Here is a 25,391-nt window from a genome sequence, read left to right on the forward strand (position 1 = left end):
ATGGGCTGAAGCCCCGCATCGGGATCGGACCCGGCCCGGAGCTGAGCGCAGTGTGGGCGATCCGTCCGGTCAGGCCAAGGCCCGCCGAACGCGATCAGGCCTCAGCGGCCGAGCTGGATCGTCCGGTCGAGGGCCGCACCGAAGCCGTCCAGCGACACGTTGAAGGTGATGGGCTCGCCGGTCGACAGGTTGAGGGAGGCGACGACGAGCGTCTTGCCGGCCCGCATCGCGTCCGTCGCGACGGTCGGAAGGCTCACCGGCAGCAGGCATCCCTGCTGCATACAGGTCGAGAAGCGCAGGCCCTGGCCGAGGTCCTTGTCGTCGAGCTTGAGGAGCGCGCCGCTGCCGAGATTGACCCCGAACGGCATCAGGATCGTGCCTTCGGTCTTTCCGTCCTTCGGGACGTCCAGCTCGAGCGCGAAGACGCGCTGGCCGGTCTGTCTGTTGCCCTGGACCTGCGAGAGGACGCAGCGCTTCTGGTTGTCGGTGATGCGGCAATCGACGGTCCAGTCGCCGAAGGTCTCGTTGATCGCGTTGGCGCCGTTCGGCAATTGGGCAGCCGGGGCCGGCTGCGTCACTGCGGGTGCCGGTTTGGCCGGGGCCGCAGCCGGCCGCTGCTGCGCGGTGGCGGCAGAGGCTGCCAGGACGGCGGCCGCGACGAGCGCGCCCCGCAGGCCCGGCCGAAGGCAGGCGGCCCGCCGCCCAAGGGCCCCGACAGAACGAACCTTCATCCTCTGCACGATCGTCTCCATTGCTGCCCGGTGCGGGGTCGAGCCTCGCCCGGGCGGTCGGCGTGTCCGCTCGGTCGCCTGTCGAAGGACCGGACGCGAAGGACCCGCGAGGCGTCTCGGCTCCGCTTCGACGGCACCGTCGAGCGATCGTCCTCGCCTGCGGCCTGCCTCCGCGAAGCCGGAAAGACCCGCGCATAGTCAATCGCGTTTTGTCACGCAATCACAATGATCTGGAACCGATCCAGAGTGTGCTCGCCGGGATCGGACGGCGAGCCGATCCGCCGTGGCGCCCGCACGGGACGCATCGCTATTCCGATCCGCATCGAGAAGTCGGGCTTGAGCGGCGCTCGCGCTCGTGATCTCTCGACGGTCCCGGGACGTCTCGAGGAACCGTACGATGCGCCTTCATTCCTCGTGCGTGGACCGGGGCGGCGGCCGGTTGCCCTGCGAGCGTCGCGGCTTGGCCCGCCGCCATCGCCCCGCGGCCCTCGCGCTGGCTGCGGTCCTCGCGCTGTCGGTGCCGGGCCGAGGAGCTGCCGAGGTGGTGATCGATCCCACATCGTCCCCTTCCGAGGCCGTGGCTCTGCCGGTGCCGCCCGCCCGGATCGACGCGGCCGTGGCGCGGCTGGATGAGCTGGCGGCGGGGATCATGCGCAAGGCCGGCATACCCGGCTTGTCGGTCGCCGTCGTGCGCGGCGGCCGGACCGTCTATGCGAAGGGGTTCGGCGTCCGCCAGGCGGGCGAGCCGGGCGCCGTCGACGCCGAGACCGTGTTCCAACTCGCGTCCCTGTCGAAGCCCGTCGGCGCGAGCGTCGTCGCCGCCACGATCGGCGACGGCCGCGGTGCCGTTCGGTGGGACACGCCGGTCGGCGACCTCCTGCCCGGCTTCGCACTGTCGGATGCGTGGGTGAGCCGCAACGTCACCGTCGGCGATCTCTACGCGCACCGATCGGGCCTGCCCGATCACGGCGGCGACGTTCTCGAATATCTGGGCTACGACCGCGCCCATATCCTCGGGAAGCTGCGCCATCTGCCCCTTTCGCCTTTCCGGGCGAGCTACGCCTATACGAATTTCGGCGTGACGGCCGCCGCCGAAGCGGTCGCCAGGGCGTCCGGCACCGAGTGGTCGGCGCTGTCGCAGACGACGATCTATGGCCCGCTCGGGATGAGCCGGACCAGTTCGCGCTTCGAGGACTTCATGCGCCGGGGCAACCGCGCAGTCCCCCATGTCAAGGTCGATGGGGTCTACCGCGCCAAGTATCAGCGCGATCCGGACGCGCAATCGCCGGCCGGCGGCGTCAGTTCGACGGCCTCCGACATGGCGCGCTGGATGGCGATGGTGCTCGCGGGCGGGAGGAGCGCAGGCAAGGCCGTCGTGACGGAAACGGCGCTCCGGTCGATGCTGGGGCCGCAGACCGTCTCTCATGCGCCGGCGAACCCGTCGGATCGCGCGGGCTTCTACGGGTTCGGCATCGGCGTGAACGTGTCGCCCTCCGGGCGGGTGGTGCTGTCGCATTCGGGCGCCTTCCTCCTCGGCGCGGCGACGAACCTGGTGCTCGTTCCCTCGCTCGATCTCGGCATCGTCGTGCTGTCGAATGCCGCGCCGACGGGGGCGGTCGAGGCTCTCGGCGCCGAATTCGCCGATCTCGTCCAGTTCGGCACCGTCACGCGCGACTGGTTTTCCGCCTATGCGGGCCTCTTCGCCCCGATGCACAAGCCGTTCGGCTCGCTCGTCGGCCAGGCGCCGCCCTCCGCGCCGCTGCCGCCCGCCGCCGACGAGGCGTATCTCGGCGCCTACGCGAACGCCTATTTCGGGCGGATCGCGATCACGCGCGGGCAAGGGCGGCTGACCCTCGCCGCCGGCCGGGACGGCGCCAAGCTCTTCAGGCTGCGCCACTGGAACGGCGACACCTTCGCCTTCGATCTCGACGGCGAGGACGCGGCTCCCGGCTCGATTTCGACGCTGACCTTCGATCGATCGGAGGGCAAGGTCGCCTCCCTGAGGATCGAGTATTTCAGCGAGGATGCCGCGCGCGGGCTGTTCCTGCGGGAGTGAGCCCGAGAGCCGGCTGCCGCCCGGTCTGATCTTTGATCGGTTCCATCGGCATCGTGTTGGACCTGAGCGACCCCTCGACCGATAATGCGGTCGATGCCGGCGACGTCCGGCCCATCGAGCAGGGCGAATCATCGTGGCGGATTGGCGGTCGAGGGCGGGCAGCCCCTTCATGTGCGAGAAGACGTCGGTCACGGCGACGCGCGGCATGGCCGTGACCAACCATCCGCTCGCGTCCGCCGCCGCCGTCGAGATCATGGCCGCGGGAGGCAACGCCGTCGACGCGACGGTGGCGGCCTTGTTCACGCTCACGGTCGTCGAGCCGATGATGGTCGGCATCTTCGGCGGCGGCACGGCCCTGATCCGCCTCGCCGACGGCCGCGAGATGGTCATCGACGGTCTTTCGACCGCACCCGCGGCGGCGCGGCCGGACAGCTACAGGCCCATCTCCGACACCTGGCCCGACTACATGGAAACGGAGGGACGGGAGAACCGCGTCGGCCCGAAGGCGATCGCGGTGCCGGGCAACCTCAAGGCCTGGTGCGAGGTCGCCGAGCGGTTCGGCAGCCTCGGGCTCGACGCGCTGACCGAACCGGCCATCCGGCATGCCGCGCGCGGATTCCGGGTCACGCCCTATCTCGCGAACTGCATCGCCGACGCCGCCTCCGACCTCGCCCTCGACCCGGCGATCGCCGAGGTGTTCCTGCCCGGCGGCCGCCCGCTCGAGGCGGGTGCCCTCCTCGTCCAGGGGGATTATGCGCAGACGCTCAGGCGGATCGCGAAGGACGGGCCCGGCCTCCTCTATGGCGGCGCGCTGGGGCGCGAGATCGCCGGGCATCTCGAAGGGGCCGGCTCCTTCCTCCGCCTGTCCGATCTCGAGGCCTATCGGACGATCGAGCGCGAGCCGGTTCGCGGGACCTATCGCGGCGTCGAGATCATGGGGCCGCCCCCGCCCTGTTCCGGCGGCGTGCACACGATCCAGATCCTGAACATGCTGGAGGCCTTCGATCTCGGCGCGCTGGGCTTCGGCTCGCCGGAGACCCTCCACCTCGTCCTCGAATGCCTCAAGATCGCGGCGGCGGACCGACGGGCCGCGACGGCCGATCCCGCCTTCGTGAACGTGCCGCAGGCCAGGCTGATCTCGAAGGACTACGCGGCCCTGCGGCGGCAGGAGATCGATCCCGCGCGCGCCGGCACCTATGCGCCGGGCATCGTCTCCAACGAATCCGCCAACACGACCCATGTCACGATCGCCGATGCCGAGGGCAACCTCGTCACCTCCACCCAGACCATCAACAGCCTGTTCGGCTCGCGCGTGATGGTTCCGGGCACCGGCGTCATCTGCAACAACTACATGTCGCTGTTCGATCCCCATCCCGGGTTCGCGCTGTCGCTGCAGCCGGGCAAGCGCATCACGAGCGGCATCACCGCGCTGATCGGCAAGCGCGACGGCAAGCCGATCTTCGCCCTCGGACTGCCGGGCGCGCACCGCATCCCCGCCTCCGCCATGCAGGCCGTCCTAAACCTCGTCGATCACGGCATGAGCGTGCAGGAGGCGGTGGAGGCGCCGCGCGTCTTCTCCTGGGGCCAGGAGGCCGAACTCGAGCGGGGCATCGCGGACGGCGCGCGCTCGGCTCTGGAGAGCCTCGGTCACGAGGTCGCGGCGGTCGATCACGTGGCGGGCGGGATGTGCGCGATCGCCTTCGAGCCCGACGGCACGATGACCGGAGCCGCCTGCTGGCGGGCGGACGGCGTCCCGATGGGAATGGGCGGAGGACTCGCCCGCCGCGGGACCTCCTTCTGGCCCGATCCGCGCCTGTCGAAGACGACGACGTCGTAAGCGCGGCCGCCTCGGCCCGGGGGCGTCCGGGCCTGACCGCGACCGATTTGCGGCAGATCAATTGCCGCCGCTTCGGTCCGGGTAGGATCGCCGGCATCGGTTCCTCGCGGCCCTTCGGCCGAAGGGCGCCGACGAGGTGACGCAACGACAATGGGGGCGGTGATGACGCTGGCGTTCAAGAGCATTCTGGTCGGGCTCGTGCCCGCCCTCGACGGCGTCGGCGCGGCGGGTCCCGCCGTCCGTTTCGGGGCCGGGTTCGCGGCGCGGCAGCAGGCGAAGCTGACAATCCATGTCTTCGTGCCCCAGCTCGTGGTGCCCTATACGGTGATCGGAGACGTCGCGACCTCGCTGGTCGGCGACGAGAACAGGCGTCGGCGCGAGGTCGCGGCAGCAGTGGGCGCCTCCGCCCGGCAGGTCGCCGGGGAGGCTGGCGTGGATGCCGCGATCGATGCTCCCGACCGCGTCTTCGACGGTCTCGTCGAGCATTTCGGCCGCCTGGCGCGCGTGCGGGACGTCGCGATCTTCGACGCCGGCGACGGCGTGCTGGGCAGCAACCGTCACCTGATCGAGGAGACGCTGTTCAATGGCGGGCGGCCGATCATCGTGGTGCCGAAGGAGGGCGGGAATCCCGCCCCGCAGCGGGTCTCGATCGCCTGGGACGGCTCCGCGCGTTCGGCCCGGGCGGTCGCCGATGCCTTGCCGCTGCTCAAGGGCGCACAGAGCGTCTCGGTCGTGGTCGTCGGCGGCGAGAAGGACCTGAGCAAGGCGGCGTCGGGCGCCGATCTCCTCGGCAATCTGTCGCTGCACGGCGTCGCGGCCGAACTCGTGCTGCTCGAGGCCGAAGGCGGCGACGTGGCCGCGACCCTGCGCGAGCACGTCCGCACGGCGGGGTCCGAGCTGATCGTGATGGGCGCCTTCGTCCATTCGCGCTTCCGCCAGGCCGTGCTCGGCGGCGTCACGAATTCGCTGCTCGAGACCAGTCCCGTCCCGCTCTTCCAGTCCTATTGAGAGGAGAGGCCGACCCGTTCAACGCTGCCATGGATCGATCACGACGACGCCTTCGGCGCGCGCCGCGTCGCGCGCATTGCTCAGGGCTGTTTCCGCATTCGGCACCGGCGATCGACCCCGGCGGCCCGCGATAGCCCCGATCAGTCAGGCACAAATTGCCGGCGGGATGCGTTAGCGCTCCATGATGGGAGCCTCGTGATGCGCAGGTCGATCGTCGCAGCCCTCGGCGGGGGGCTAAGGCCAAGAGGTCGAAGATGCGGCATGGCCTGACTCCTCCCCGGCATGATCCGGATCGCGCCGCCGCGAACGGATCGCCCACGGGAAGCGATCAAGCGTTGTTCGGCGACCCTTTGCGTTCGGCTTCCGGTCCGCGCCCGACGGCACTCCCGGAAATGGCGACCGCGGTGATCATCCTGAATGAGGACCGGGAGATCGAATACGTCAATGCGAGCGCGGAGGCTCTCTTCGCCGGCGTCGATCCGATCGGATGTACGATGGAAGCGCTGCTGACCAGCTGCGGCGCTCGCGGGGTCGAAGCAGCCCGCCTCTCCTCGGCAGCGGACGAGCCGATCACCTGCACGCGTGTCCATCTCGCCGATTCACGGGTGCTCGATTGTGAGGTTCGCCCCTTGTCCAACGGCGGCTTCGTGCTGAGCCTCGACGACGTCACCGATCACGTGCGAAGCGCGGAGCTCGCCAACCGCGATCCGTTGACAGGCCTCGCGAACCGGACGCTCTTTCATCATCAGCTTCTGGATCGCCTGGAGGTCGTCAAGCGGAACAGTGGGCGTGTCGCGATCCTCCTGATCGACCTCGACAGGTTCAAGGCGATCAACGACACGCTCGGGCATCCGCTCGGAGATGCCCTGCTGCGCAAGGTCTCGGCCAGACTGACCGGCGCGCTCCGGGACGAGGACGTGGCCGCCCGTTTGGGCGGCGACGAGTTCGGCGTCATCCAGTCCGCGGCCGAGCAACCCGACGCTGCGGAGCTTCTGGCGGCGCGGCTCGTCGACCTGATCGGTCGCACCTATGTGCTGGAGGGGCACACCATCCATATCGGCGCGACGATCGGCGTCACGGTCGCACCCCGGGACGGTCTCGACGCCGATGTTCTGCTGAAGAACGCAGACCTCGCGCTCTATCAGGCGAAGGCCGCAGGCAAAGGCACGTTTCGCGTCTACGAGACCGGCATGACGGAACGTATCCAGGCGCGACGGCTCCTGGAGATCGACCTTCGACGGGCGCTGGCGCTGAAGCAGTTCGATGTGGTGTACCAGCCCCAGGTCGACATCGCGACGGGCGCCATTTCGGGCTTCGAAGCACTGATCCGCTGGCAGCATCCGGTACGCGGTCCCGTCAGCCCCGGCGAATTCATTCCCGCGGCGGAGGAAATCGGGATCATCTCGGCCGTATCCGAATGGGTGCTGAGAACCGCGTGTCGGGAGGCCATGAGCTGGCCCGGCGACATCTCCGTCGCCGTGAACCTGTCGCCGGTCCAGTTCCGCAACGGAAGGCTGTTAGAGGTCGTGACGTCGGCTCTTTCGGCGACCGGTCTGCCTGCGAGCCGCCTCGAGCTGGAGATCACCGAAGGCGCGTTGCTCGAGAACAGCGACGCTGTCCTCGCCGTGCTCCGCTCCCTTCGCGCCCTCGGCATCCGCATCTCGATGGACGATTTCGGAACCGGCTACTCTTCGCTCAGCTATCTGCAGAAATTCCCGTTGGACAAGATCAAGATCGACCGCTCGTTCATCCGGAACATCGACCATGAGCCGGATCGTCTTCATCTCGTGCGAGCGATCGCCGCCCTCGCCAAAGGTCTCGGCATGAAAACCACGGCTGAAGGGGTCGAGACGCTGGCGGAATTGCAATGCGTCCGGAGCGAAGGATGCACGGAAGTTCAGGGCTATTTCACGGGCCGGCCAGTCCCGGCTCGGGAGGCCGCCGCATTGCTGAGTTCAGGAGTTCAGGGCTCGTCATCCCGGGAGAATGACTGATGGCCGATCTGTACAGGCTCGTCTATTACAGCCGAAATCGCGTGGCGGACGGGCCCGAGGCGCTCGATACGGCGATCTCCTCCATCCTCGAGGCGAGCCGGAGAAACAATGCTCGGGACAATGTGACCGGCGCGCTCATGTTCAATTCGGGTTGTTTCGCGCAGGTCCTGGAAGGTCGGCGGGAGGCCATCGAGGACGTGTTCGAGCGCATCCAGCAGGACGAGCGGCATGGTGACGTGTCCCTGCTTGCATTCGAGCCGGCATCGCGACGGGCCTTCGCCAACTGGTCGATGGGCTTCGTCGGAGCTTCGGTCCACGAAACCATGCGATATAGCGGGACGGCCGAAGCGAGCGGCTTCGACCCATCCCGCATGACCGGGGACGCGCTCTTCGAAACGCTGGTTCGGCTGGCGATCGAGGAAGAGAAGGCCTGACAGAGCGAAGGCGCTATAGGGAACGAATGGCTCGCCGAAACGTCCGATTCTCCGTGGCGCCGATGATGGAGTGGACCGACCGCCATTGTCGGGCGTTCCATCGCGGCCTGTCCAGGCGGGCGCTGCTCTATACGGAGATGGTCACGACGGGCGCAGTGATCCACGGCCCGCGTGAGCGGCTGCTCGGCTTCGATGCGCTGGAGCATCCCGTCGCGCTTCAGCTCGGCGGCTCGGATCCGGCCGACCTCGCGCAAGCGTCGCGGATCGGCGCCGATCGGGGTTACGGCGAGATCAACCTCAATGTCGGCTGCCCCTCGGACCGGGTCCAGAACGGACGCTTCGGCGCCTGCCTGATGCGTGAGCCGGGCCTCGTCGGCGATTGCATCGCGGCGATGAAGGGCGCCGTCTCCGTGCCGGTGACGGTGAAATGCCGGCTCGGCGTCGACGACCAGGATATCGAGGAAGCGCTCGACGCCATGGCGCGGACGGTCTTCGCGGCGGGTGCGGATGCGCTGATCGTCCATGCGCGCAAGGCCTGGCTGCAGGGTCTCTCGCCGAAGGAGAACCGCGACGTGCCGCCGCTCGATTACGGCCGCGTGCATCGCCTGAAACAGGCCTGGCCGGATCGGCTCGTCGGCATCAACGGAGGCATCGCGACGATCGAGGAGGCGCGGGCGCAACTCGCCCATGTCGACGGCGTCATGATGGGACGCGCGGCGTATGGCGAGCCGGCCCGGCTGCTCGCGGTCGATCCCGACCTCTTCGGCGAGGATGCGCCCGCGGCCGATCCCTTCGAGGCGATCGAGGCCTTCGAGCCCTATATCGCCGCCCGTCTCGGGGAAGGCCTGCGCCTCCATGCCGTGACGCGGCACATGCTCGGCCTGTTCAACGGACGGCCGGGCGCGCGGGCCTATCGCCGCCATCTCGCGACCGCGGGCACCCGTCCCGACGCCTCCCTCGCGACGCTGCGCGAGGCGGTCGCGCTCGTCTCGCGCAGCGCCCCCGAACCGATCGCGGCCTGACGGCTCAGCTCTTCCGGGCGCGCAGGACGAGCCGGCTGCCGCGCACCTCGTAGGATTCGAGCCGGCCGAGCACGCTCTGGCCGAGCAGGTTGTCGGTCAGGAGACCGGGTCTCGCGACGAGCGCCGAGACGCGCGTGAAGATGATCGGTCCGATCGCGAGGCGGTCGATCACGACGGGCGCCGTCATGGTCCGGCCGTTCGCGGTCTGGACGGGCGAGACGAAACGGAGGTCGGAGGGCTTGAAGCCCACGAGTTCGGCCGTCTCCGCGGTCAGGACGACGGAACTCGCGCCCGTGTCGAACAGGAAGGACGACGGCTTGCCGTTGACGTCGATCTCGAAGCGGAAATGGCCGTCGCGGCGGCGCGTGACCGTGACCTCGCCGCCCTCGCTGACGATCGCCGCCGGCGGGCCATAGCCGAGTTCCTCGACGAAGTTCCGCATGCCGTCATAGACGTCGTCGCGGCGGACATAGACGGCCGTGAGGGAGATCACGAAGATCGCCCACATCACGACCGCGCCGGCCATGTCGCGCAGGGTCGGGCGGGAACGCTCGACGGCCCAGCCGGTGAGCCAGAGCGCGACCGCGCCGAAGAGCAGCAGGGAGACGGCCTCGCGCGGCGGGACGCCCGCGATCGCAGGGCCGCCCCAGGCGAGGACGGCGCTCGCGGCGAAGACGAGAACGAGGGCGGTGGCGGAACCGACCATGGATCAATCGACCCCGGTCGCGGCGCGGGGAGGGGCGGCGGGGCGCTCCGTGATCCCCGCCTCCTTCAGACGGCGCGGCAGGTCTGCCATGAGCGCCGTGCGATGAGCCTCGGCCATCGTTCCCCAGGTGGCGATCTCGGCCAGGGTCCGCCCGCAGCCCTCGCACAGGCCCGATGCCTCGTCGATGACGCAGATGCGGATGCAGGGGGACGAGATGGCGGCCATCGGGCAGATGTGGGAAGCGGGTCGGGGATCGCCATAGCAGAGGACCGCGCGCGGCGCCCCTGCCGTCCCGACGCAGCCGTCCTCGGGTCAGGCGGCCTGGGCAGGGGGGCCGCGCGGGATGTCGACGGCGGGCAGGGCGTCGATCACGCGCGCCGAGGGGAAGGTCACGATGACCTCCGTTCCCTCCCGCGCGCGGGACCGGATCTGGAAGCCGCCGCCATGGAGGTCGATCAGGCCCTTCACGATCGGAAGGCCGAGCCCCGAGCCCTGTTCGGCCGTCTTGATGGCGAGCGATCCGCGCCCGAAGGACGACATGACGATCGGGATCTCGTCCTCGGGGATGCCGGGCCCGCTATCCTTCACGGAGACGTATTGCCCGCCCGAGGCGGTCCAGCCCACCTTGATCTCGATCTCTCCGCCCGGCGGCGTGAACTTGATCGCGTTCGAGAGGATGTTGAGCACGATCTGGCGCACGGCGCGCTCGTCCGCCCAAAGCCGGGGCAGGGAGGGGTCGATCAGGTCGCGGATGATCTGGCCCTTCGCCTTGGCGCGCATGGCGACCATGTGGGACGCTTCGCTGACGGCCCAGGAGAGCTGGATCGCCTCCTCGGACAGATCGTAGCGTCCCGCCTCGATGCGGGACAGGTCGAGGATTTCGTTGATCAACGTCAGGAGGTGCTGGCCGCTCTCGTGGACGTCGCCCGAATATTCCCGGTAGGCCGGGTTCGAGTGAGGCCCGAAGACCTCGTTCTTCATGACCTCCGAGAAGCCCATGATGGCGTTGAGCGGGGTCCGGAGCTCGTGGCTCATCGTCGCGAGGAAGCGGGACTTGGCGAGATTGGCCTCCTCCGCGCGGCGCCGCGCCTCGTCGGAATTGGCCTTGGCCTCCTCGAGTTCCACGAGCATCTGGTCCCGCTCTGCGCGCCAGCGCAGCGAACTCAGCGTGCTGTCATAGAGCCGGTGGCCGAGGAAGATGAAGCAGACGAGCGCGGCCGACGTCATGACGGCGAGGATCGCCGAGCCGAAATCGCGCGTCAGGCCGAGAAGCCCAAGGGCCACGAGGGCCAGCGGGGTGATGCCGGCATAGACCGCGATGGGGATCGCAGCCGACAGGACGGCCGTCGTCGCGGCGACCATCACGCCCATGAACAGGGCGAAGCCGTAGGTCCCGCCCGGGACCTCGGCCAGTTCCTTGAAGGCCGCGGCCCAGATCGCGCCGAGGAGAAGGTCGGAGAGGGCGAATCGCCGCCGCCACGTCCCGAGCGACACGATCGTCGGATCGGCTTCCGCGAACCCCCGGGAGAGGCTGTGCTGGATTCCGATCGCCGCCGACATGAAGGCGAACCAGGCCGCCGCCATCGGGGCCGGGAGCCATGTGCTCGAAACGGTCGCGATCGCGGCCGCGATGCCGAGGACCACGAGTGAGGACCGGCGATGCTGCTCGGCATAGACCCGCAGGAATTCGTAGTCGAAGGCGCGCTGGAGACCCGTCGAGGAGGTCAGCTTCTCGCGGGCGGTCCGCATGTCCTGGGCGAGGCGACGACGGCGCTCACGGCCGGGGGACCGTCCCCGCCCCTGCTCCACCATCTCTGCGGTGAGTTCGCCCATGACAACGCAACGCCCAGCCGGCCGCACTCCGACACGATCATCATGGTGGTAAATCGTTAATCCTGTCCTGCCGGAATCAATGAAACCAGGAGGCGATGTGCGGGTGAGGCGTACAATCGGATGGATGGACGCCGTGACCGCGCTCACGATCGTCGGGCTGCTGTTCGGCCTCGCCTCGGTGTTGCGGGGCGAGCGGCTCGAGGGCTCGCCCGTCGTGATCGACGGCGACACGCTCCTCGTCGCGGGGCGCCGCATCCGGCTCAAGGGCATGGACGCACCCGAGCTGCGGCAGACATGCGAACGCGATCGCGCCCGATATCCGTGCGGCGAGGAGGCGAGGATGGCGCTTCGCGCGCTGATCTCGGGCCGCCCCGTCGCCTGCCTGGGAGGGAGCCGCGACCGGTTCGAGCGGCTTCTGGCGACCTGTTCGGTCGGCGACATCGACCTCGGGGCGGAGATGGTGCGTCGCGGCCTTGCGGTCGCGTACGGTGCCTATGACGCCGAGGAGAGGGCGGCGCGGGAGGCCCGCGTCGGGCTCTGGGCCGGCACCTTCGAGCGCCCCGCCGATTGGCGCCGTCGCCACGAGCCGCGAAGCCCGTCCGCGTAAGGGCGCAGCGGCCGCGTCGGCCGGCATTTGCCCTTGCTTCGGACGGCCCGGGCTTTCAATGAAGGCCGCGCGCAACCCTTCGGAGGAGGACGGAGACGATGAAGCTCTACGACGGAGGCCGGGCGCCCAACCCGCGCCGCGTGCGCGTGTTTCTCGCCGAGAAGGGGATCAGCGTCCCGCTCGAGCAGGTCGACATCGCCAGGCGCGAGCACCAGAGCGCCGCCTTCACGGCCCTCAACCCGCTTCAGCGCATTCCGAGCCTCGTCCTGGACGACGGCACGGTCATCTCCGAATCGATCGCGATCTGCCGCTATTTCGAGGCGCTCCAGCCGGAGCCTGCTCTGTTCGGGCGCGATCCGGTCGAGGCCGGACTTGTCGAGATGTGGCAGCGGCGGCTCGAATTCGAACTCCTGATGGGGGTCGCCGCCGTGTTCCGGCATACGCATCCGGCGATGGCCGAGCTCGAGGTGCCGCAGGTGCCGGAATGGGCGGAGGCGAACCGGCCGAGGGTGCAGCGCTTCCTCGCCCTGCTCGACCAGCATCTCGAGGGGCGGACCTTCATCCTGGGCGACTATTTCTCGGTCGCCGACATCACGGGCCTCATCGCCATCGACTTCATGCGGCTGCCCAAGATCGCCGTTCCCGAGGAACTCGCCAATGTCCGGGCCTGGCATGCCCGGCTCGCCGCCCGCCCGAGCGCTGCCGCCTGACATGAGACTTCGCATCATCGGTTCGGGCGACGCCTTCGGATCGGGAGGCCGGGCGAATGCCTGCTTCCTGCTGGAGACGGGGCAGGCGATCGTCTCCATCGATTTCGGCGCGACCTCGCTCGTCGAGATGAGGCGCAGCGGGATCGATCCGCGGTCGATCGACGTCATCCTTCTGAGCCATCTGCACGGCGATCATTTCGGCGCGATCCCGGCTCTCCTGCTGTTCCGCCAATTCGCCTGCAAGCAGAGGCGCCCGCTGACGATCGTCGGTCCCGTCGGGACGCGCGAGAGACTTCTTGCGGCCTCCGAGATCTTCTATCCTGGAACCTCGGCGATCGACTGGAAGTTCGAACTCACCGTGATCGACCTGCCGACCGAGACGCCCTGGTCGGGGCACGGCGTCGGGCTCCTGTCCCACGAGGTGATCCATCCCTCCGGCGCGCCGGCGACCGGCCTTCGCATCGCGGCCAGCGGCCGGCTCCTCGCCTATTCGGGCGATACGGAATGGACCGAGGCGCTCACGCGCATCGCCGCGGATGCCGACCTGTTCATCTGCGAGTGCTACCACCCCTACGGGACGCCGGTCTCCCATATGAGCCTGCAGCGGATCCTGGAGGAGCGCGAGCGTCTGCGTGCGAAAAGCATCATGCTCACCCATATGGGCGAGACGATGCTGGAGCGGATCGACGAAGCCCTCGCCGAGGGCCTCCTCATCGCCCGGGACGGGCTGATCCACGATTTCTGAGACAGATCCCTTCGTCGTTCTGAAGGACAGCGTCGCCGGCTGCCGCATCTGCCGAGACAAGCCGGACGGGCCGGCGCTTCCCCACGAGCCGCGCCCGATCGTGCAGGGAACCTCGCGCGCCCGCATCCTCGTCGCGAGCCAGGCGCCGGGAAACCGCGCCCATCAGAGCGGCCGCCCGTTCCAGGACCCGTCCGGCATGCGCCTGCGCGACTGGCTCGGTCTCGACGAGACCGCGTTCTACGATCCGGACCTCGTCGCCATCGTGCCGATGGGGTTCTGCTTTCCGGGCTACGACCGGAACGGCGGCGACCTGCCGCCGCGGCGGGAATGCGCGCCGCGCTGGCAGGCGCCGTTCCTCGCGCTCCTGCCGCGGATCGAGTTGCTGCTCCCGATCGGGCTGCACGCTCAGATCCGCCATCTCGGGCGCGGCCCCGGCCTCGGCGAGCGGATGCGGGGCTGGCGCGGCGTCTTCGCGGCGGAGAGCCGGCCTCGCATCCTGCCCCTGCCGCATCCGTCCTGGCGCAACACCGCCTGGCTCAGGAGAAATTCGTGGTTCGAGACGGATCTCCTGCCGGTGCTGCGGGCCGAGGTCGCGCGGTTGCGCAGCGCCGCCTGAGCGTCACGTGATGCCGGCGATGGGCCAGATGGTCCAGGCCGTGGCGCCGTGCGGCAGGTAGTGGGTCATGCGCGTGCCGTTCCAGCGATAGCGCAGTTGCTGGTTCTGCGTGATCGGCAGGGTGAGGCAGTCCGGCCAGAAGATCGCCGCGGCCTTGCCCTCCGGATAGCGCAGGCTCGGATAGCGGATGCCGTCGGTTCCGTTCGCGCGCATCGCTCGGCCGAAACGCTGGCCGGGCTGCCAGTCCGTATCGGCGAGGCAATCGGCCGGCGCATCGACGATCGCCGCACCGACCTCGCAGGTGAGGACGCGGAAATCCGCATCGGCCGGCGGCTCGGCCGTGCGCCGCATGAAAAGCTGGAAGTGATAGGCCGTCTCGGCGAGAGCGACCTCGAGGCTGTCCCCACAATACCAGACCCCGTACGAGCCGTCGCTGAAGCGGCTGTCCCGGTCGGGGGAGACATGGGTGAAGGCTCCCATGACGATCGAGGCCGTCGGACCGGAGATGCGGCGGGCCGGCGGAACGAGGGCGAGATTGCCGATCTCGTCCCGGATGCGGGGGTTGAGCTTCGCTTCCGCCTCGGCCAGCAGCTCCCAATCGGCAGGGTCGGCGATGTCCTCGAAGAGGTCGACGGGCGGGTAGATCGTGCGGATGATGCGGTAGGCCGGGGTCCAGGCGAGCTTGCTCGTCACCATCCGCCCCGTTCGGCGTCGAGATAGGCGCGGATCCGGGCGATGTCGGCGGGCGCGCCCTGCCGCATCACGTCGAGCGCGGAGCGGCCGCCGAAGGCCTCGTTCGGCCGTCCGATCCAGGCATAGCCGCGCTCGACATCGGTGAACATGTAGCGCAGCGCCTTGTGGATCCCGAGGAGATCGCCGAGGCGGTGGATGGTGTCGACGGAGAGCGGGCCGATCTCCCCCTTGCGCCAGCGCTGGAAGGTCCGCTCGCTCGGCGATCCGAGAAGGACCAGGCGGTCGGCGTTCGACAGCCGCCAGCGCTCGAAGAGATTCATGACCGCCCGCAGCATCGCGCGGGCCTCCTCGGCGGTGACGCGACCGGCCGGATCAGGGGACGGCCGGATCGGGATCGGGGCAATGCTGGCGGAGGCCATGCGGTGCGTCCCTATGGGCGACATTTGGCGATATATAGATCGGATATCGCCAAATGTCGATCAGTCAGGCGAGAACCTTGCCCTGTCGGCCGGCCAGGTCCTGGATGAACTGCCAGGCGGTGCGGCCCGACCGGGCGCCGCGGGTCGTCGCCCATTCGAGGGAGTCGCGCCGCAGGGCGTCCTTGTCGTCGGCGAGGCCGAACCGGTCCGCGTAGCCGAACACCATCTCGAGATATTCGTCCTGGCTGCATTTGTGGAAGCCGAGCCAGAGACCGAAGCGGTCGGACAGCGAGACCTTCTCCTCGACGGCCTCGCCGGGATTAATCGCCGTCGAGCGCTCGTTCTCCATCATGTCGCGCGGCAGCAGGTGGCGGCGGTTCGAGGTCGCGTAGAAGATCACGTTCTCCGGCCGTCCCTCGATGCCGCCTTCCAGCACCGCCTTCAGGGACTTGTAGGACGTGTCGTCCGCATCGAAGGACAGGTCGTCGCAGAAAATGATGAAGCGGTGCGGGTCGTCCCGCAGCTGGCTCATCAGGTCCGGCAGCGTCTCGATATCCTCGCGATGGATCTCGATGAGCTTCAGCGGCCGCTCGGGCCGGTCCGCTCCTTCGTTCACCTCGGCATGGACGGCCTTGACCAGCGAGGACTTGCCCATGCCGCGCGCGCCCCAGAGCAGCGCGTTATTGGCCGGAAGGCCGCGGGCAAAGCGCTCCGTGTTGGCGACGAGCGTGTCGCGCATCCGGTCGATGCCGCGCAGCAGCGTCATCTCGACCCGGTTGACCTTGGGCACGGGCGCGAGGCGGCGTTCGGCCGCATGCCACACGAAGGCGTCCGCGGCATCGATCGCGAGGCGGGCGGAGGCCGGCGGCGCAAGTCGTTCAAGGGCCTCTGCGATCCGGATCAGGAGAGGTCTGCAATCGGGGTCCAGCAAGCCGGTCATGAGTCGTTCCGCGTTCATGCCCCGCTCATAGAGGGGATCGGGGCGCGGAGGGAAGGTCTGCGAACCCGGCAAGACCGTGATCGCAGCCGACGGCGATCTGTGTTGCAGCGCACCCGATTTGGGCAGCCGGCGCCTCATTTCGGCTCGAATGGCGCGCGCTCAAAGCATGGCTTACGGCTGATCTGTCTGGAATTATTGCTGATTGATGAAGTTGATATGCATCATGTGCATGGCTGAGGATCGAAAGCAGCGTTTGTGAGCAGGTCCTGATCGATCTATATGCATCGCACAATACAGCGGGTCATGGGACGCCGCTGGTTCCCACGAGAGAGATCATGTTCACCTCGCTTGTTATGGCCAAGATCCGTGCGTACCTCCGGTACCGCGAGACCGTGCGCGAGCTGTCGCGTCTGACGGATCGCGAGCTCGAGGATATCGGCATCGCCCGCACCGAGATCGAGAACCTCGCCCGTCACGCCGCCTGAGACGATGGTTCTTCGAGGCAGATGAACGCCCGCCTCCGGCGGGCGTTTTTGCGTCCGGACCATGCTTGGGATAGGCGAGGCGGATGACGGACGCTGTTCATATCGTCGGGGGCGGGCTCGCGGGATCGGAGGCTGCCTGGCAGGCGGCCGAGGCGGGGGCGAGTGTCGTCCTCCACGAGATGCGTCCCGATCGCGGGACCGAGGCCCACAAGACGGACGGCCTCGCCGAACTCGTCTGCTCGAATTCCTTCCGCTCGGACGATGCGCAGACCAATGCCGTCGGGCTCCTGCATCAGGAGATGCGGCGTCTCGGCTCGCTGATCATGCGCGAGGCGGACCGGAACCAGGTCCCGGCGGGCGGAGCCCTCGCGGTCGATCGGGACGGCTTCTCCGAGGCCGTGACCGCCGCGCTGGCCGCCCATCCGCGCATCACGATCGAGCGCGGCGAGGTCGCGGGCCTGCCCCCGGCCGAATGGGGCTCGACCATCGTCGCATCGGGGCCGCTGACCTCCTCGGCCCTGGCAGAGGCGATCCGCGAGGTGACGGGGGAGGGCGAACTCGCCTTCTTCGACGCGATCGCCCCCATCATCCACCGCGACTCGATCGATCTCGGAAAGGCCTGGTTCCAGTCGCGCTACGACAAGGCGGGGCCGGGCGGGACGGGCGCCGACTATCTCAATTGCCCGCTCGACCGCGCGCAATACGAGGCCTTCGTCGCCGCGCTCGTCGAGGGCGAGAAGACCTCGTTCAAGGAATGGGAGGCGTCGACCCCCTATTTCGACGGCTGCCTGCCGATCGAGGTCATGGCCGAGCGCGGCGCCGAGACCCTGCGCTGGGGGCCGATGAAGCCTGTCGGGCTCACCAACCCTCACGATCCCGAGGTCAAGGCCTATGCGATCGTCCAGCTGCGCCAGGACAACGCCCTCGGCACGCTGTTCAACATGGTGGGCTTCCAGACGAAGCTGAAACACGGCGAGCAGGTGCGGATCTTCCGCACCATTCCGGGTCTGGAACAGGCCGAGTTCGCCCGTCTCGGCGGGCTCCACCGCAACACCTATCTCAATTCGCCGAAGCTCCTCGACGGCGAGCTGCGCCTGAAGGCTCTGCCGCGCCTGCGCTTCGCGGGCCAGATCACGGGCTGCGAGGGCTATGTCGAGAGCGCGGCCGTAGGCCTGATGGCGGGACGCTTCGCGGCGGCCGAGCGGCTCGGCACGCCCTTCGCGCTGCCGCCCGCGACGACGGCCTTCGGCGCGCTCGTGCGCCACATCACCGGCGGCCATCTCGCGGCCGAGGAGGAGGGCGGCGGGCCACGCTCCTTCCAGCCGATGAACGTCAATTTCGGCCTCTTCCCGCCGCTCGCCAGCGCCCCCAAGGGGGAGGGCGGCAAGAGGCTCCGGGGCAGCGAGAAGGCGCTCGCGCGCAAACGCGCCCTGACCGACCGCGCCCGCGCCGATTTCTCGGCCTGGCTCGACGAGCCGGCTGCGCGGGATGCCGCCGAGTAGCGGCGCGCAGCCGTGACGATCGAGGAATACGACGCCTTCTGTGCGGGCCTGCCCGCCACGACATCCGTCGTCCAATGGGGCGGGGCGCATGTCTGGAAGGTCGGCGGCAAGGTCTTCGCGCTCGCCCGCCCCATCGAAGGCGACGACATCGCCGTCTCGTTCAAGTGCTCGGAGATCGCTTTCCGTCTCCTCTCCGAAGAGCCCGGCCTGCGGCCGGCTCCCTACCTCGCCTCGCGCGGCCTGATCTGGATCCAGCGGTTTTCCATGGAAAGCATGGATGACGCCGCGCTGCGCGACTATCTCGCCGAATCCCACCGGCTGATCGTCCGGAAGCTGTCGAAGCCGGCGAGGCGGCGTCTCGGCCTTCCGGAAGATTCCCCGCGCTCCTCATCCTGAGACGATCGGCACGCATCTCGGCATGAGGAAGGGGATGATCGTGCTGCCGACAGGATTGCGGCGCTTCAGGCCGCCCGCAGCGTGAAGCCGCCGTCGACGACGAGCTGCGCGCCGGTGATGTAGCGGGCCTCGTCGGAGGCGAGGAAGAGCGCGGCATGAGCCGTGTCCCAGCCGTCGCCCATCCGGCCCGTCGGCACCTGGGCGTTGCGGGTCGCGATCATCGTCTCGACATCGCCGCCGTAATTCGCCGTGAGCGGCTCGCGGATCATCGGCGTGTCCATCAGGCCCGGCAGGACGCAGTTCACGCGGATGCGGTCCGGCGCATACTGGACCGCCATGTTCTGCGTCATGGCGACGATGGCCGCCTTCGAGGCGCTGTAGGCGAGATAGGGGAAGCCGATCCAGCGGATCGCCGCGACCGAGGCGATGTTCACGATGGCGCCGCCTCCGCCCCCCAGAAGCACGGGCAGAGCGTGTTTGCAGGTCAGGAAGACGCTCGTCTGGTTGACCGCGATGACCCGGTTCCAGCTCTCTTCGCTCGCCTCGACCGGTCCGCCCGTCTCGGCGATGCCGACATTGTTGTGGAGCACGTCGAGCCGGCCATAGGCCGCGACGCAGGCGGCGACCATCGCCGCGCAATCGGCGCTTCGCGACACATCGGCCGCGAAGGCCTCGCAGGTCCCGCCCTCGCCGCGGATGATGTCGCGCGTCTCGTCGGCCGCCTTCAGCGAGCGGTCGGCCGCGAGGACGCGCGCACCCTCCCTCGCATAGAGGACCGCGGCCGCCTTGCCGTTGCCCCAGCCCGGCCCCGACGAGCCCGCGCCCGCGACGAGCACGACCTTTCCATCCATCCGCCCCACGACGACATTCTTCCCTTCAGACATGGTGCGGCCGGGGAGCCGCTCGCGCGACGCCCCGGCCGGGATCCTGCTCGGCGGGAGAGAGCGGCCTATTCGGCCGCCATCTTCCGGCTGTCGCGATAGGCGAGGAGCGCGTCGTCGGCCACGCCGCCGAGCGGGGTGAAGTCGCGATGGGCGATCCAGTCCGGCCGCGTCGGCTTGGTGATCGCGTTCGAGAGCGCGGAGAGCGTCAGGTAAACGATCTTGCGCGGATAGGGCGTGATGTTGCCCGAGGAGCCGTGCACCAGGTTGCCGTGGAACATCAGGAGGCCGCCCGCCTTGCCGGTCGGCGCGACGATGCCGCCCTCGTCGACGAGCCGCGCCACCGTGTCGTTGTCGAGCGTCCAGAGCGGATAGGCGGTGGTCTTGGTGTCGTGGCCGGATTCGATGGCGCCGTTGTTCTGCGACCGCGGCACCAGCATCAGCGGCCCGTTGATCGGCAGCACGTCGTCGAGGAAGATCGAGATGTTCATCGCGCGCGGCTCGGGCATGCCGTCGTCGTTATGCCAGGTCACGAAATCCTGGTGCCATTGCCAGACATCGCCCGAGAAGGCTGATTTCGCGTTCACCTTGAACTGGTGGACGTAGCATTGTTCGCCGAAGACCTGCTCGACCGGCTCGACGAGGCGCGGATGCGCGGCGACGATGCGGAAGACGTCGTTGTAGGTGTGGCAGGCGAAGGCGGTGCGCGGCACGCCCGACTTCTCGAGCCAGATTTCCTGCCGGGGCTTGGCGAAGATGTCGAGCGCCGCCTGGCGCATCACCTCGACCTCCTCGGGCGAGAAGGCTTCGGGAATGAAGATGTAGCCTTCCTTCTCGAACTGCTCCATCTGTTCGGCACTGAGTTTCATCGTTTCTCTCCCTGTTTTGGCGGCGATTGTTGGTGATGCCGCCTTCTGCTCAATCGGTCGCAGCCTCCCCCTTGAGGCGGAGCGCGGTCTCTTCGCCCGCGATCTCGGCATGACGGCGCGAGGCTCGGCTCGCCGCCTCGGCGTCGCCGGCAAGGACGAGGCGGGCGATCTCGGCATGTTCCTCCCAGGCCCGCCTGCGATACGAGCCGCCTTCCAGCACGGTCAGCATCGAGCGCCGCAGATGCGGCCATTGCGGATCGAGGATCTCGATCACGACCGGGTTGCTGGACATGGCGTAGAGGCGCTGGTGAAAATCGACATCGGCCTGGACGAGGACCGGAAGCGGGATGTCGGGGTCGAAGGCGCTGCCCTTCGCGACGATGGCGGCGAGGTCGGCCCGCTCGCTCGCGGTGCTGTCCCCGGCGGCGACGCGCTCCGCAGCGTCGCGCGCGGACAGCTCGTCGAGCGCGGAGCGGACGCGGTAGAGATGCCGGATCCGGTCGGGATCCATCGGGGCCACCTCGAGCCCCTGGCGCCCGGATTCCCGGACCAGCCCCTGGTGCTTCAGCAGCTGCAATGCGTGGCTGATGGGCTGGCGGGACACCCCCAGCGATTCGGCGAGTTCGCCCTGGCGGATCCGACGACCGGGGGGGAGGGTGCGATCCGCGATCGCCGTCATCAGCCTCCGATAGACCTGATCGACGAGGATGGGGGCGGAGGGGAGCGGTTGCATCGGCGTGCCGAATTCGGAATTCCGAATTCGTATTCGAATATTTCCGCCGGAGCAAGGCCGCCCTGTTTCTGCTGGGCTCGGTGGTTCAAGACGCCGCGCCTCGGGATCGACGCCGCGGCCAGCCGCTGTCTGAACGGACCCCGTGACCGGCGTCACCGCGATGAATGACGAAGGTGGAACTCGGCGCGCTCCCGACATTCCGTCCGAGGAGCAACCGGATGCCCCGTCAGAACCCGCTCTGCCGGGCTCGCCAGAGGCGCCAGATCGCCTTCCAGGCCGGCCTTTCGGGCGTGACGGCGAGCGGATCGGCGGCCGCGTCCAGTTCGGCGAGGTCGGCGGGCACGAGAGCGAGCGGAAGGAAGGCGGCGCGAAGCGGCTTCGGCAGGGGCTTCAGCAGCGCGCGGGCCTGCCGGTCCTGGTCGCGCGCCACGGCCCGGAGCACCGCGAGGCTCTGGACGACACCGGGGCCGCCCCTTCCGCGGACGATGTCGTCGCGGGTCACGCCATAGCGGTCGAGCACGTCCTTGGGCAGGACGAGACGACCGTCCCGGGCATGCCAGGGGAGGGCCCGCAGCAGCCCCGTCAGGCCGTAGGCGAGGCCGGCATGGCCCGCGGCATCGGCGAAGCCGGGATCCGTCCCGCCCGCGAGGACGAGGCCCGCAAGACGCATGAGGGCCGAGGAGGTCTCGCCGAGATAGCCCTCGAGATCCGGCAGGCTCGGCATCGGATCGTCGTAGAGGTCGAAGACGCGGGCGTCGATCATGTCGAGGAAGGCCTGACGCGGAAGCGAGAAGGCCTCGATCGTGCGGCGGATCGCGAGTGCGACAGGATGCGCGTCCACGTCACCGCGCGCCTCGCCCGCGATGGCGTCCCGCCACCATTGCAGGCGGATCTCGCCCGGCATCGGCGCCGAGACGGCCTCGCGCACCCGCGCGATCTCCACCGAGAAGGCGTAGAGCGCGGCGAGGCCCCCGCGAGCGGAGGCCGGCGCCAGCAGGACGCTCCAGTAGCGGTCGCGATCGTGCTCGCGCAGAAGCGAGAGGCAGTGGGACGTCGCGGCGTCGAGATCGTGGTCCAAGGCCGGAGCCCCTGCGCTGTGCCGTCACATCGTCGATACGACGGCGCGCTCCAAGTCAGTGTGGACGCATGCAGCGACCGGACGAGCGGCTCGGCCCGTCGCCAGCATGCTCTAGTCGACCGCGATCAGAGCGGCCCCGACGCGTCGGTCCTCGGCGAGAAGGACGTTGTAGGTGCGGGCGGCGGCGCCTGTCTGCATCGTGTCGACCGAAATCCCGGCTTCCCGGAAGGGACGCCGGAACGCGTCCGGCAGCCGGACGATGTCGAGCCCCGTCCCGATCAGAAGAAACTCGATCGGCGGCATCTCCCGCAGGACCGGGGCGAGGTCGCCGCGTCCGATGGCCCGGCCATCCGTGACCGGCCAGGCCCGGATGCCGGAGGGCAGGATCAGGATCGAGCCCCGATGCGACATGCCCGCGAAACGGAAGCCGCCCCGGCCATAGGCGTCGATGCCGTGCCGGCCGGGGACGAAGCCGGCCAGCGTCTCGGGCGCGTCCCCGGCCATGCCGGCGCTATTCCGCCGGCTGCGGCACGCCTCGGCCCTCCTGCGCCTGACGGCGCTGAGCGACCCTGACCCCGATATAGATGAGCGTCGGCGTCGAGATGAAGATGGCCGAATAGGTGCAGATGAAGACGCCGGCCAGCATGACCTGAGCGAAGCCTTCGATCGCGCGTCCGCCGAACCAGACGAGTGCGACCAGCGACAGGATCGTCGTCATCGAGGTGATGGCCGTGCGCGACATCGTGGTGTTGATCGAGAGGTTCAGCAGCTCGATGGTCGGCATGGTCTTGTATCGCCGCAGGAGCTCGCGCGTGCGGTCGAAGACCACGACCGTCTCGTTCAGCGAATAGCCGACGATGGTCAGGATCGCGGCGATCGAGGTCATGTTGAACTCGTGCCGCGTGATCACGAAGAAGCCGATCGTCAGGACGATGTCGTGCAGCGTGCCGATGATGGCGGCGATGGCGAGTTCGCGCTCGAAACGGAACCAGAGGTAGACCAGAACCGCGAGGACGGCGAGGATGACCCCGATCGTGCCCGACTGGACGAGTTCGCCCGAGACGCGCGGCCCGACGGTCTCGACGCGCTCGAACGAATAGCCCGCGCCGAATTCCGCCCGCGCCTTTTCGACGACGACGCCCTGCGCCGCCTCGCCGCCCGGCTGGATCGGAAAGCGCAGCGACACGCCGCCGTCATTGCCGAATTCCTGCACCTCGACTTCGCCGTAGCCGAAGGAATTGGCCTTGTCGCGCACGGTCGCCACCGGCACGCGCTGCTCGGCGCTCTGCGGCTGCATCTCGATGAGCGTGCCGCCCTTGAAATCGACCCCGTAATTCAGGCCGAAGATCAGGAAGATGGCGATGACCGCGACCGAGATCGCGGCCGAGAACGGCAGCGAGATGTGTCGCAGCCGCATGAAGTCGAAATGACTTTCATCAGGCCAGAGGCGCAGGGGGTAGAGACGGGGGAGGCGCAACGTCCGATCCTCAGAACGGGATGACCTTGGGACGGGTCCAGGCGTACCAGAGCGCGATCATCATTCGCGTCATGGTGACGGCGGTGATGACCGTCGTCATGATGCCCAGGATGAAGACCACGGCAAAGCCGCGGACGGGACCCGATCCCATGAAGAACAGGATCAGGGCGGCGATCGCCATGGTCGAGTTCGAATCGATGATGGTGGCGAAGGCGCGGTCGAAACCGGCCTGGATGGCGGACACGACGGAGCGTCCTGCGCGCGCCTCCTCGCGGATGCGCTCGTAGATCAGCACGTTCGAATCGACCGCGGTGCCGATCGTCAGCACGATGCCGGCGATGCCAGGCAGCGTCATGGTCGCCTCGAGAAGCGACATGAGCCCGATGATCAGCCCGACATGGACGATGAGGGCGATGTTGGCGATGAAGCCGAACACGCCGTAGGTCGCGAACATGTAGAGGACGACGAAGATCGCCGCGTAGATCGTCGCCTTCACGCCCGCGTCGATCGAATCCTTGCCGAGGCCCGGGCCGACCGTGCGCTGCTCGACGATCACGAGCTTGGCCGGCAGGGCGCCGGAGCGGAGCTGGATGGAGAGGTTGTTCACCTCCTCCACCGTGAAGCGGCCGGAGATCTGGCCGGAGCCGCCGGTGATCGGCTGCAGGATGCGCGGGGCCGAGATCACGACGTTGTCGAGCACGATGGCGAGGGGGCGGCCGACATTCTGCGTCGTCGCCTCGGCGAAGGCCTGCGCGCCCTTGAGGGTGAAGCGGAAATTGACGATCGGCTCGTTCGTGCGCTGGTCGAAGCCCGGCTGGGCGTCGGTCAGTTCGCTGCCGCTCACGATCACCCGCCGCTCCACGGGCACCCGCTGGCCGCCGGCCTCCTTGGAGGGCATGAGTTCGGTGTCGGTCGAGCCGGCATCGCCCAGCAGGCGGAATTCGAGCTTGGCCGGGTTGAGGTTCTTGGCGACGTCCGACGCGTCCTGGAGGCCCGGGATCTGGACGAGGACCCGGTCGAGGCCCTGACGCTGGATCGAGGGCTCGAGCGTGCCGGTCGGGTCGATTCGCTTGCGGACGACCTCGATCGACTGGTCGACGGCGCGCCGGATGCGGTCGGTGATGCCGGCTTCGGAGAAGTTGAGCTGGATCAGGCCATCGGCGCCCTCGACGATGTCCAGCGTCCGCGCGCCGGTCGGGCCGAGGATCGCGTTGTTGATCGGCTGGGCGAGTTCCCGGAGCTTCGGCATGACCCGAGCCCGCGCCGCTGCGTCGGAGATCCGGACCTGAACGCCGCGCGGGCTGAGCTGGATGCCGCCCTCGGGCTGGACGTTCCCCTCGCGCAGGGTCCGACGCACGTCGTCGCGCAACTGCGTGCCCTGGCCGCGGACGAGATCAGTCCTGTCGACCTCGAGGAGGATATGCGAGCCGCCCTGCAGGTCGAGACCGAGGATCATGGCCCGCTGCGGGACGAGCCAGGATGGAACCCAGCTCGGCACGGCTTTCAGATACGCTTCCCGCTCCTGCTTCGTGAGCATGCTCGGCACGGCCAGGATCAATCCCAGCAGCACGAAGCCCAGCGTCAGGGCGATCTTGGTTCTCGAGAAGCGCAGCATGGTC

At 68.8% G+C, this 25,391-nt stretch carries 27 protein-coding genes; 13 read left to right on the plus strand and 14 right to left on the minus strand.

Annotated elements, in window-relative coordinates; genetic code table 11:
- Positions 1-101 precede the first annotated feature (101 nt).
- The gene (locus EV668_RS13695) at positions 102-731 is read right to left on the minus strand and encodes an invasion associated locus B family protein (protein WP_133770920.1); all 630 of its coding nucleotides are present in this window, start codon (positions 729-731) and stop codon (positions 102-104) included.
- Between the two features lie 460 nt (positions 732-1,191).
- On the opposite strand from EV668_RS13695, the gene EV668_RS13700 reads away from it, so the two are divergent.
- The 6 genes from EV668_RS13700 to dusA all read left to right on the plus strand — a co-directional run bounded on the left by EV668_RS13700 (position 1,192) and on the right by dusA (position 9,082).
- Complete coding sequence (locus EV668_RS13700; RefSeq protein WP_208111539.1) at positions 1,192-2,787, plus strand: serine hydrolase; 1,596 nt, start codon at positions 1,192-1,194, stop codon at positions 2,785-2,787.
- Positions 2,788-2,956: 169 nt separating this feature from the next.
- Positions 2,957-4,624, plus strand: a complete 1,668-nt coding sequence (gene ggt, locus EV668_RS13705; RefSeq protein ID WP_245513167.1) for a gamma-glutamyltransferase — start codon at positions 2,957-2,959, stop codon at positions 4,622-4,624.
- A gap of 162 nt (positions 4,625-4,786) precedes the next feature.
- A complete protein-coding gene (locus EV668_RS13710) occupies positions 4,787-5,632 on the plus strand; it encodes a universal stress protein (RefSeq protein WP_166652462.1) in 846 nt (281 codons plus the stop codon).
- Between the two features lie 254 nt (positions 5,633-5,886).
- Entirely contained in the window at positions 5,887-7,626 is a 1,740-nt protein-coding gene (locus EV668_RS13715; RefSeq protein ID WP_133770925.1) for a putative bifunctional diguanylate cyclase/phosphodiesterase, read from the plus strand.
- A complete protein-coding gene (locus tag EV668_RS13720; protein WP_208111540.1) occupies positions 7,626-8,060 on the plus strand; it encodes a BLUF domain-containing protein in 435 nt (144 codons plus the stop codon). The genes EV668_RS13715 and EV668_RS13720 overlap by 1 nt, the downstream gene beginning before the upstream one ends.
- 26 nt (positions 8,061-8,086) lie before the next feature.
- Positions 8,087-9,082 (plus strand): tRNA dihydrouridine(20/20a) synthase DusA, encoded by a 996-nt coding sequence (dusA, locus tag EV668_RS13725; protein ID WP_133770929.1) that lies wholly within the window; start codon positions 8,087-8,089, stop codon positions 9,080-9,082.
- Between the two features lie 4 nt (positions 9,083-9,086).
- On the opposite strand, the gene EV668_RS13730 is transcribed toward dusA, so the two are convergent.
- The 3 genes from EV668_RS13730 to EV668_RS13740 all read right to left on the minus strand — a co-directional run bounded on the left by EV668_RS13730 (position 9,087) and on the right by EV668_RS13740 (position 11,621).
- On the minus strand, positions 9,087-9,788 hold the full coding sequence (locus tag EV668_RS13730) for a retropepsin-like aspartic protease family protein (RefSeq protein ID WP_133770931.1): 702 nt from the start codon (positions 9,786-9,788) through the stop codon (positions 9,087-9,089).
- A gap of 3 nt (positions 9,789-9,791) precedes the next feature.
- Positions 9,792-10,013 carry a DUF1289 domain-containing protein gene (locus EV668_RS13735; protein ID WP_133770933.1) on the minus strand — a complete coding sequence of 74 codons (222 nt, stop codon included), beginning with the start codon at positions 10,011-10,013 and terminating at the stop codon, positions 9,792-9,794.
- Between the two features lie 87 nt (positions 10,014-10,100).
- Positions 10,101-11,621: a sensor histidine kinase gene (locus EV668_RS13740; RefSeq protein ID WP_133770935.1), complete on the minus strand. Its 1,521-nt coding sequence runs from the start codon at positions 11,619-11,621 to the stop codon at positions 10,101-10,103.
- Positions 11,622-11,754: 133 nt separating this feature from the next.
- Here EV668_RS13740 and EV668_RS13745 point away from each other — a divergent pair, with 133 nt between their 5' ends.
- From EV668_RS13745 to EV668_RS13760, 4 genes are all read left to right on the plus strand, one after another.
- On the plus strand, positions 11,755-12,228 hold the full coding sequence (locus EV668_RS13745) for a thermonuclease family protein (protein WP_133770937.1): 474 nt from the start codon (positions 11,755-11,757) through the stop codon (positions 12,226-12,228).
- 98 nt (positions 12,229-12,326) lie between these two features.
- Positions 12,327-12,938: a glutathione S-transferase family protein gene (locus EV668_RS13750; RefSeq protein WP_133770939.1), complete on the plus strand. Its 612-nt coding sequence runs from the start codon at positions 12,327-12,329 to the stop codon at positions 12,936-12,938.
- Between the two features lies 1 nt (position 12,939).
- Entirely contained in the window at positions 12,940-13,683 is a 744-nt protein-coding gene (locus EV668_RS13755; RefSeq protein WP_166652463.1) for an MBL fold metallo-hydrolase, read from the plus strand.
- Complete coding sequence (locus tag EV668_RS13760) at positions 13,676-14,299, plus strand: uracil-DNA glycosylase family protein (RefSeq protein WP_208111555.1); 624 nt, start codon at positions 13,676-13,678, stop codon at positions 14,297-14,299. Before EV668_RS13755 ends, EV668_RS13760 begins: the two co-directional genes overlap by 8 nt.
- A gap of 3 nt (positions 14,300-14,302) precedes the next feature.
- Here EV668_RS13760 and EV668_RS13765 read toward each other — a convergent pair whose 3' ends face one another.
- The 3 genes from EV668_RS13765 to EV668_RS13775 all read right to left on the minus strand — a co-directional run bounded on the left by EV668_RS13765 (position 14,303) and on the right by EV668_RS13775 (position 16,351).
- A complete protein-coding gene (locus EV668_RS13765; RefSeq protein ID WP_133770945.1) occupies positions 14,303-14,995 on the minus strand; it encodes an RES family NAD+ phosphorylase in 693 nt (230 codons plus the stop codon).
- Positions 14,989-15,411 carry an MbcA/ParS/Xre antitoxin family protein gene (locus EV668_RS13770; protein WP_133770947.1) on the minus strand — a complete coding sequence of 141 codons (423 nt, stop codon included), beginning with the start codon at positions 15,409-15,411 and terminating at the stop codon, positions 14,989-14,991. The genes EV668_RS13765 and EV668_RS13770 overlap by 7 nt, the downstream gene beginning before the upstream one ends.
- Before the next feature lie 64 nt (positions 15,412-15,475).
- Positions 15,476-16,351: an ATP-binding protein gene (locus EV668_RS13775; protein WP_133770949.1), complete on the minus strand. Its 876-nt coding sequence runs from the start codon at positions 16,349-16,351 to the stop codon at positions 15,476-15,478.
- Positions 16,352-16,686: 335 nt separating this feature from the next.
- Between EV668_RS13775 and EV668_RS13780 the strand changes: the two genes are divergently transcribed.
- From EV668_RS13780 to EV668_RS13790, 3 genes are all read left to right on the plus strand, one after another.
- Complete coding sequence (locus EV668_RS13780; protein WP_133770952.1) at positions 16,687-16,836, plus strand: DUF1127 domain-containing protein; 150 nt, start codon at positions 16,687-16,689, stop codon at positions 16,834-16,836.
- Positions 16,837-16,919: 83 nt separating this feature from the next.
- Complete coding sequence (trmFO, locus tag EV668_RS13785) at positions 16,920-18,338, plus strand: methylenetetrahydrofolate--tRNA-(uracil(54)-C(5))-methyltransferase (FADH(2)-oxidizing) TrmFO (protein WP_133770954.1); 1,419 nt, start codon at positions 16,920-16,922, stop codon at positions 18,336-18,338.
- A gap of 12 nt (positions 18,339-18,350) precedes the next feature.
- On the plus strand, positions 18,351-18,734 hold the full coding sequence (locus EV668_RS13790) for an MmcQ/YjbR family DNA-binding protein (RefSeq protein WP_133770956.1): 384 nt from the start codon (positions 18,351-18,353) through the stop codon (positions 18,732-18,734).
- 65 nt (positions 18,735-18,799) lie between these two features.
- Here the strand turns inward: EV668_RS13790 and EV668_RS13795 are convergent, their stop codons facing one another.
- From EV668_RS13795 to secD, 7 genes are all read right to left on the minus strand, one after another.
- Positions 18,800-19,594, minus strand: coding sequence for an SDR family NAD(P)-dependent oxidoreductase (locus EV668_RS13795; RefSeq protein ID WP_208111556.1), 795 nt, complete (start codon positions 19,592-19,594; stop codon positions 18,800-18,802).
- Positions 19,595-19,683: 89 nt separating this feature from the next.
- Positions 19,684-20,484, minus strand: a complete 801-nt coding sequence (locus tag EV668_RS13800; RefSeq protein ID WP_133770958.1) for a phytanoyl-CoA dioxygenase family protein — start codon at positions 20,482-20,484, stop codon at positions 19,684-19,686.
- 49 nt (positions 20,485-20,533) lie between these two features.
- On the minus strand, positions 20,534-21,217 hold the full coding sequence (locus EV668_RS13805) for a GntR family transcriptional regulator (RefSeq protein WP_133770960.1): 684 nt from the start codon (positions 21,215-21,217) through the stop codon (positions 20,534-20,536).
- A 226-nt stretch (positions 21,218-21,443) separates the two neighbouring features.
- Entirely contained in the window at positions 21,444-22,295 is an 852-nt protein-coding gene (locus EV668_RS13810) for a phytoene/squalene synthase family protein (RefSeq protein ID WP_133770962.1), read from the minus strand.
- A 111-nt stretch (positions 22,296-22,406) separates the two neighbouring features.
- Positions 22,407-22,799 carry an Mth938-like domain-containing protein gene (locus EV668_RS13815; RefSeq protein WP_133770964.1) on the minus strand — a complete coding sequence of 131 codons (393 nt, stop codon included), beginning with the start codon at positions 22,797-22,799 and terminating at the stop codon, positions 22,407-22,409.
- Positions 22,800-22,806: 7 nt separating this feature from the next.
- Positions 22,807-23,712 (minus strand): protein translocase subunit SecF, encoded by a 906-nt coding sequence (gene secF, locus EV668_RS13820; protein WP_133772027.1) that lies wholly within the window; start codon positions 23,710-23,712, stop codon positions 22,807-22,809.
- A gap of 70 nt (positions 23,713-23,782) precedes the next feature.
- Entirely contained in the window at positions 23,783-25,387 is a 1,605-nt protein-coding gene (gene secD / locus EV668_RS13825; protein ID WP_133770966.1) for a protein translocase subunit SecD, read from the minus strand.
- Positions 25,388-25,391: the final 4 nt, after the last annotated feature.

Origin of the sequence: Enterovirga rhinocerotis, assembly GCF_004363955.1 — a bacterium.
GTDB classification, from domain to species: Bacteria; Pseudomonadota; Alphaproteobacteria; order Rhizobiales; family Beijerinckiaceae; genus Enterovirga; species Enterovirga rhinocerotis.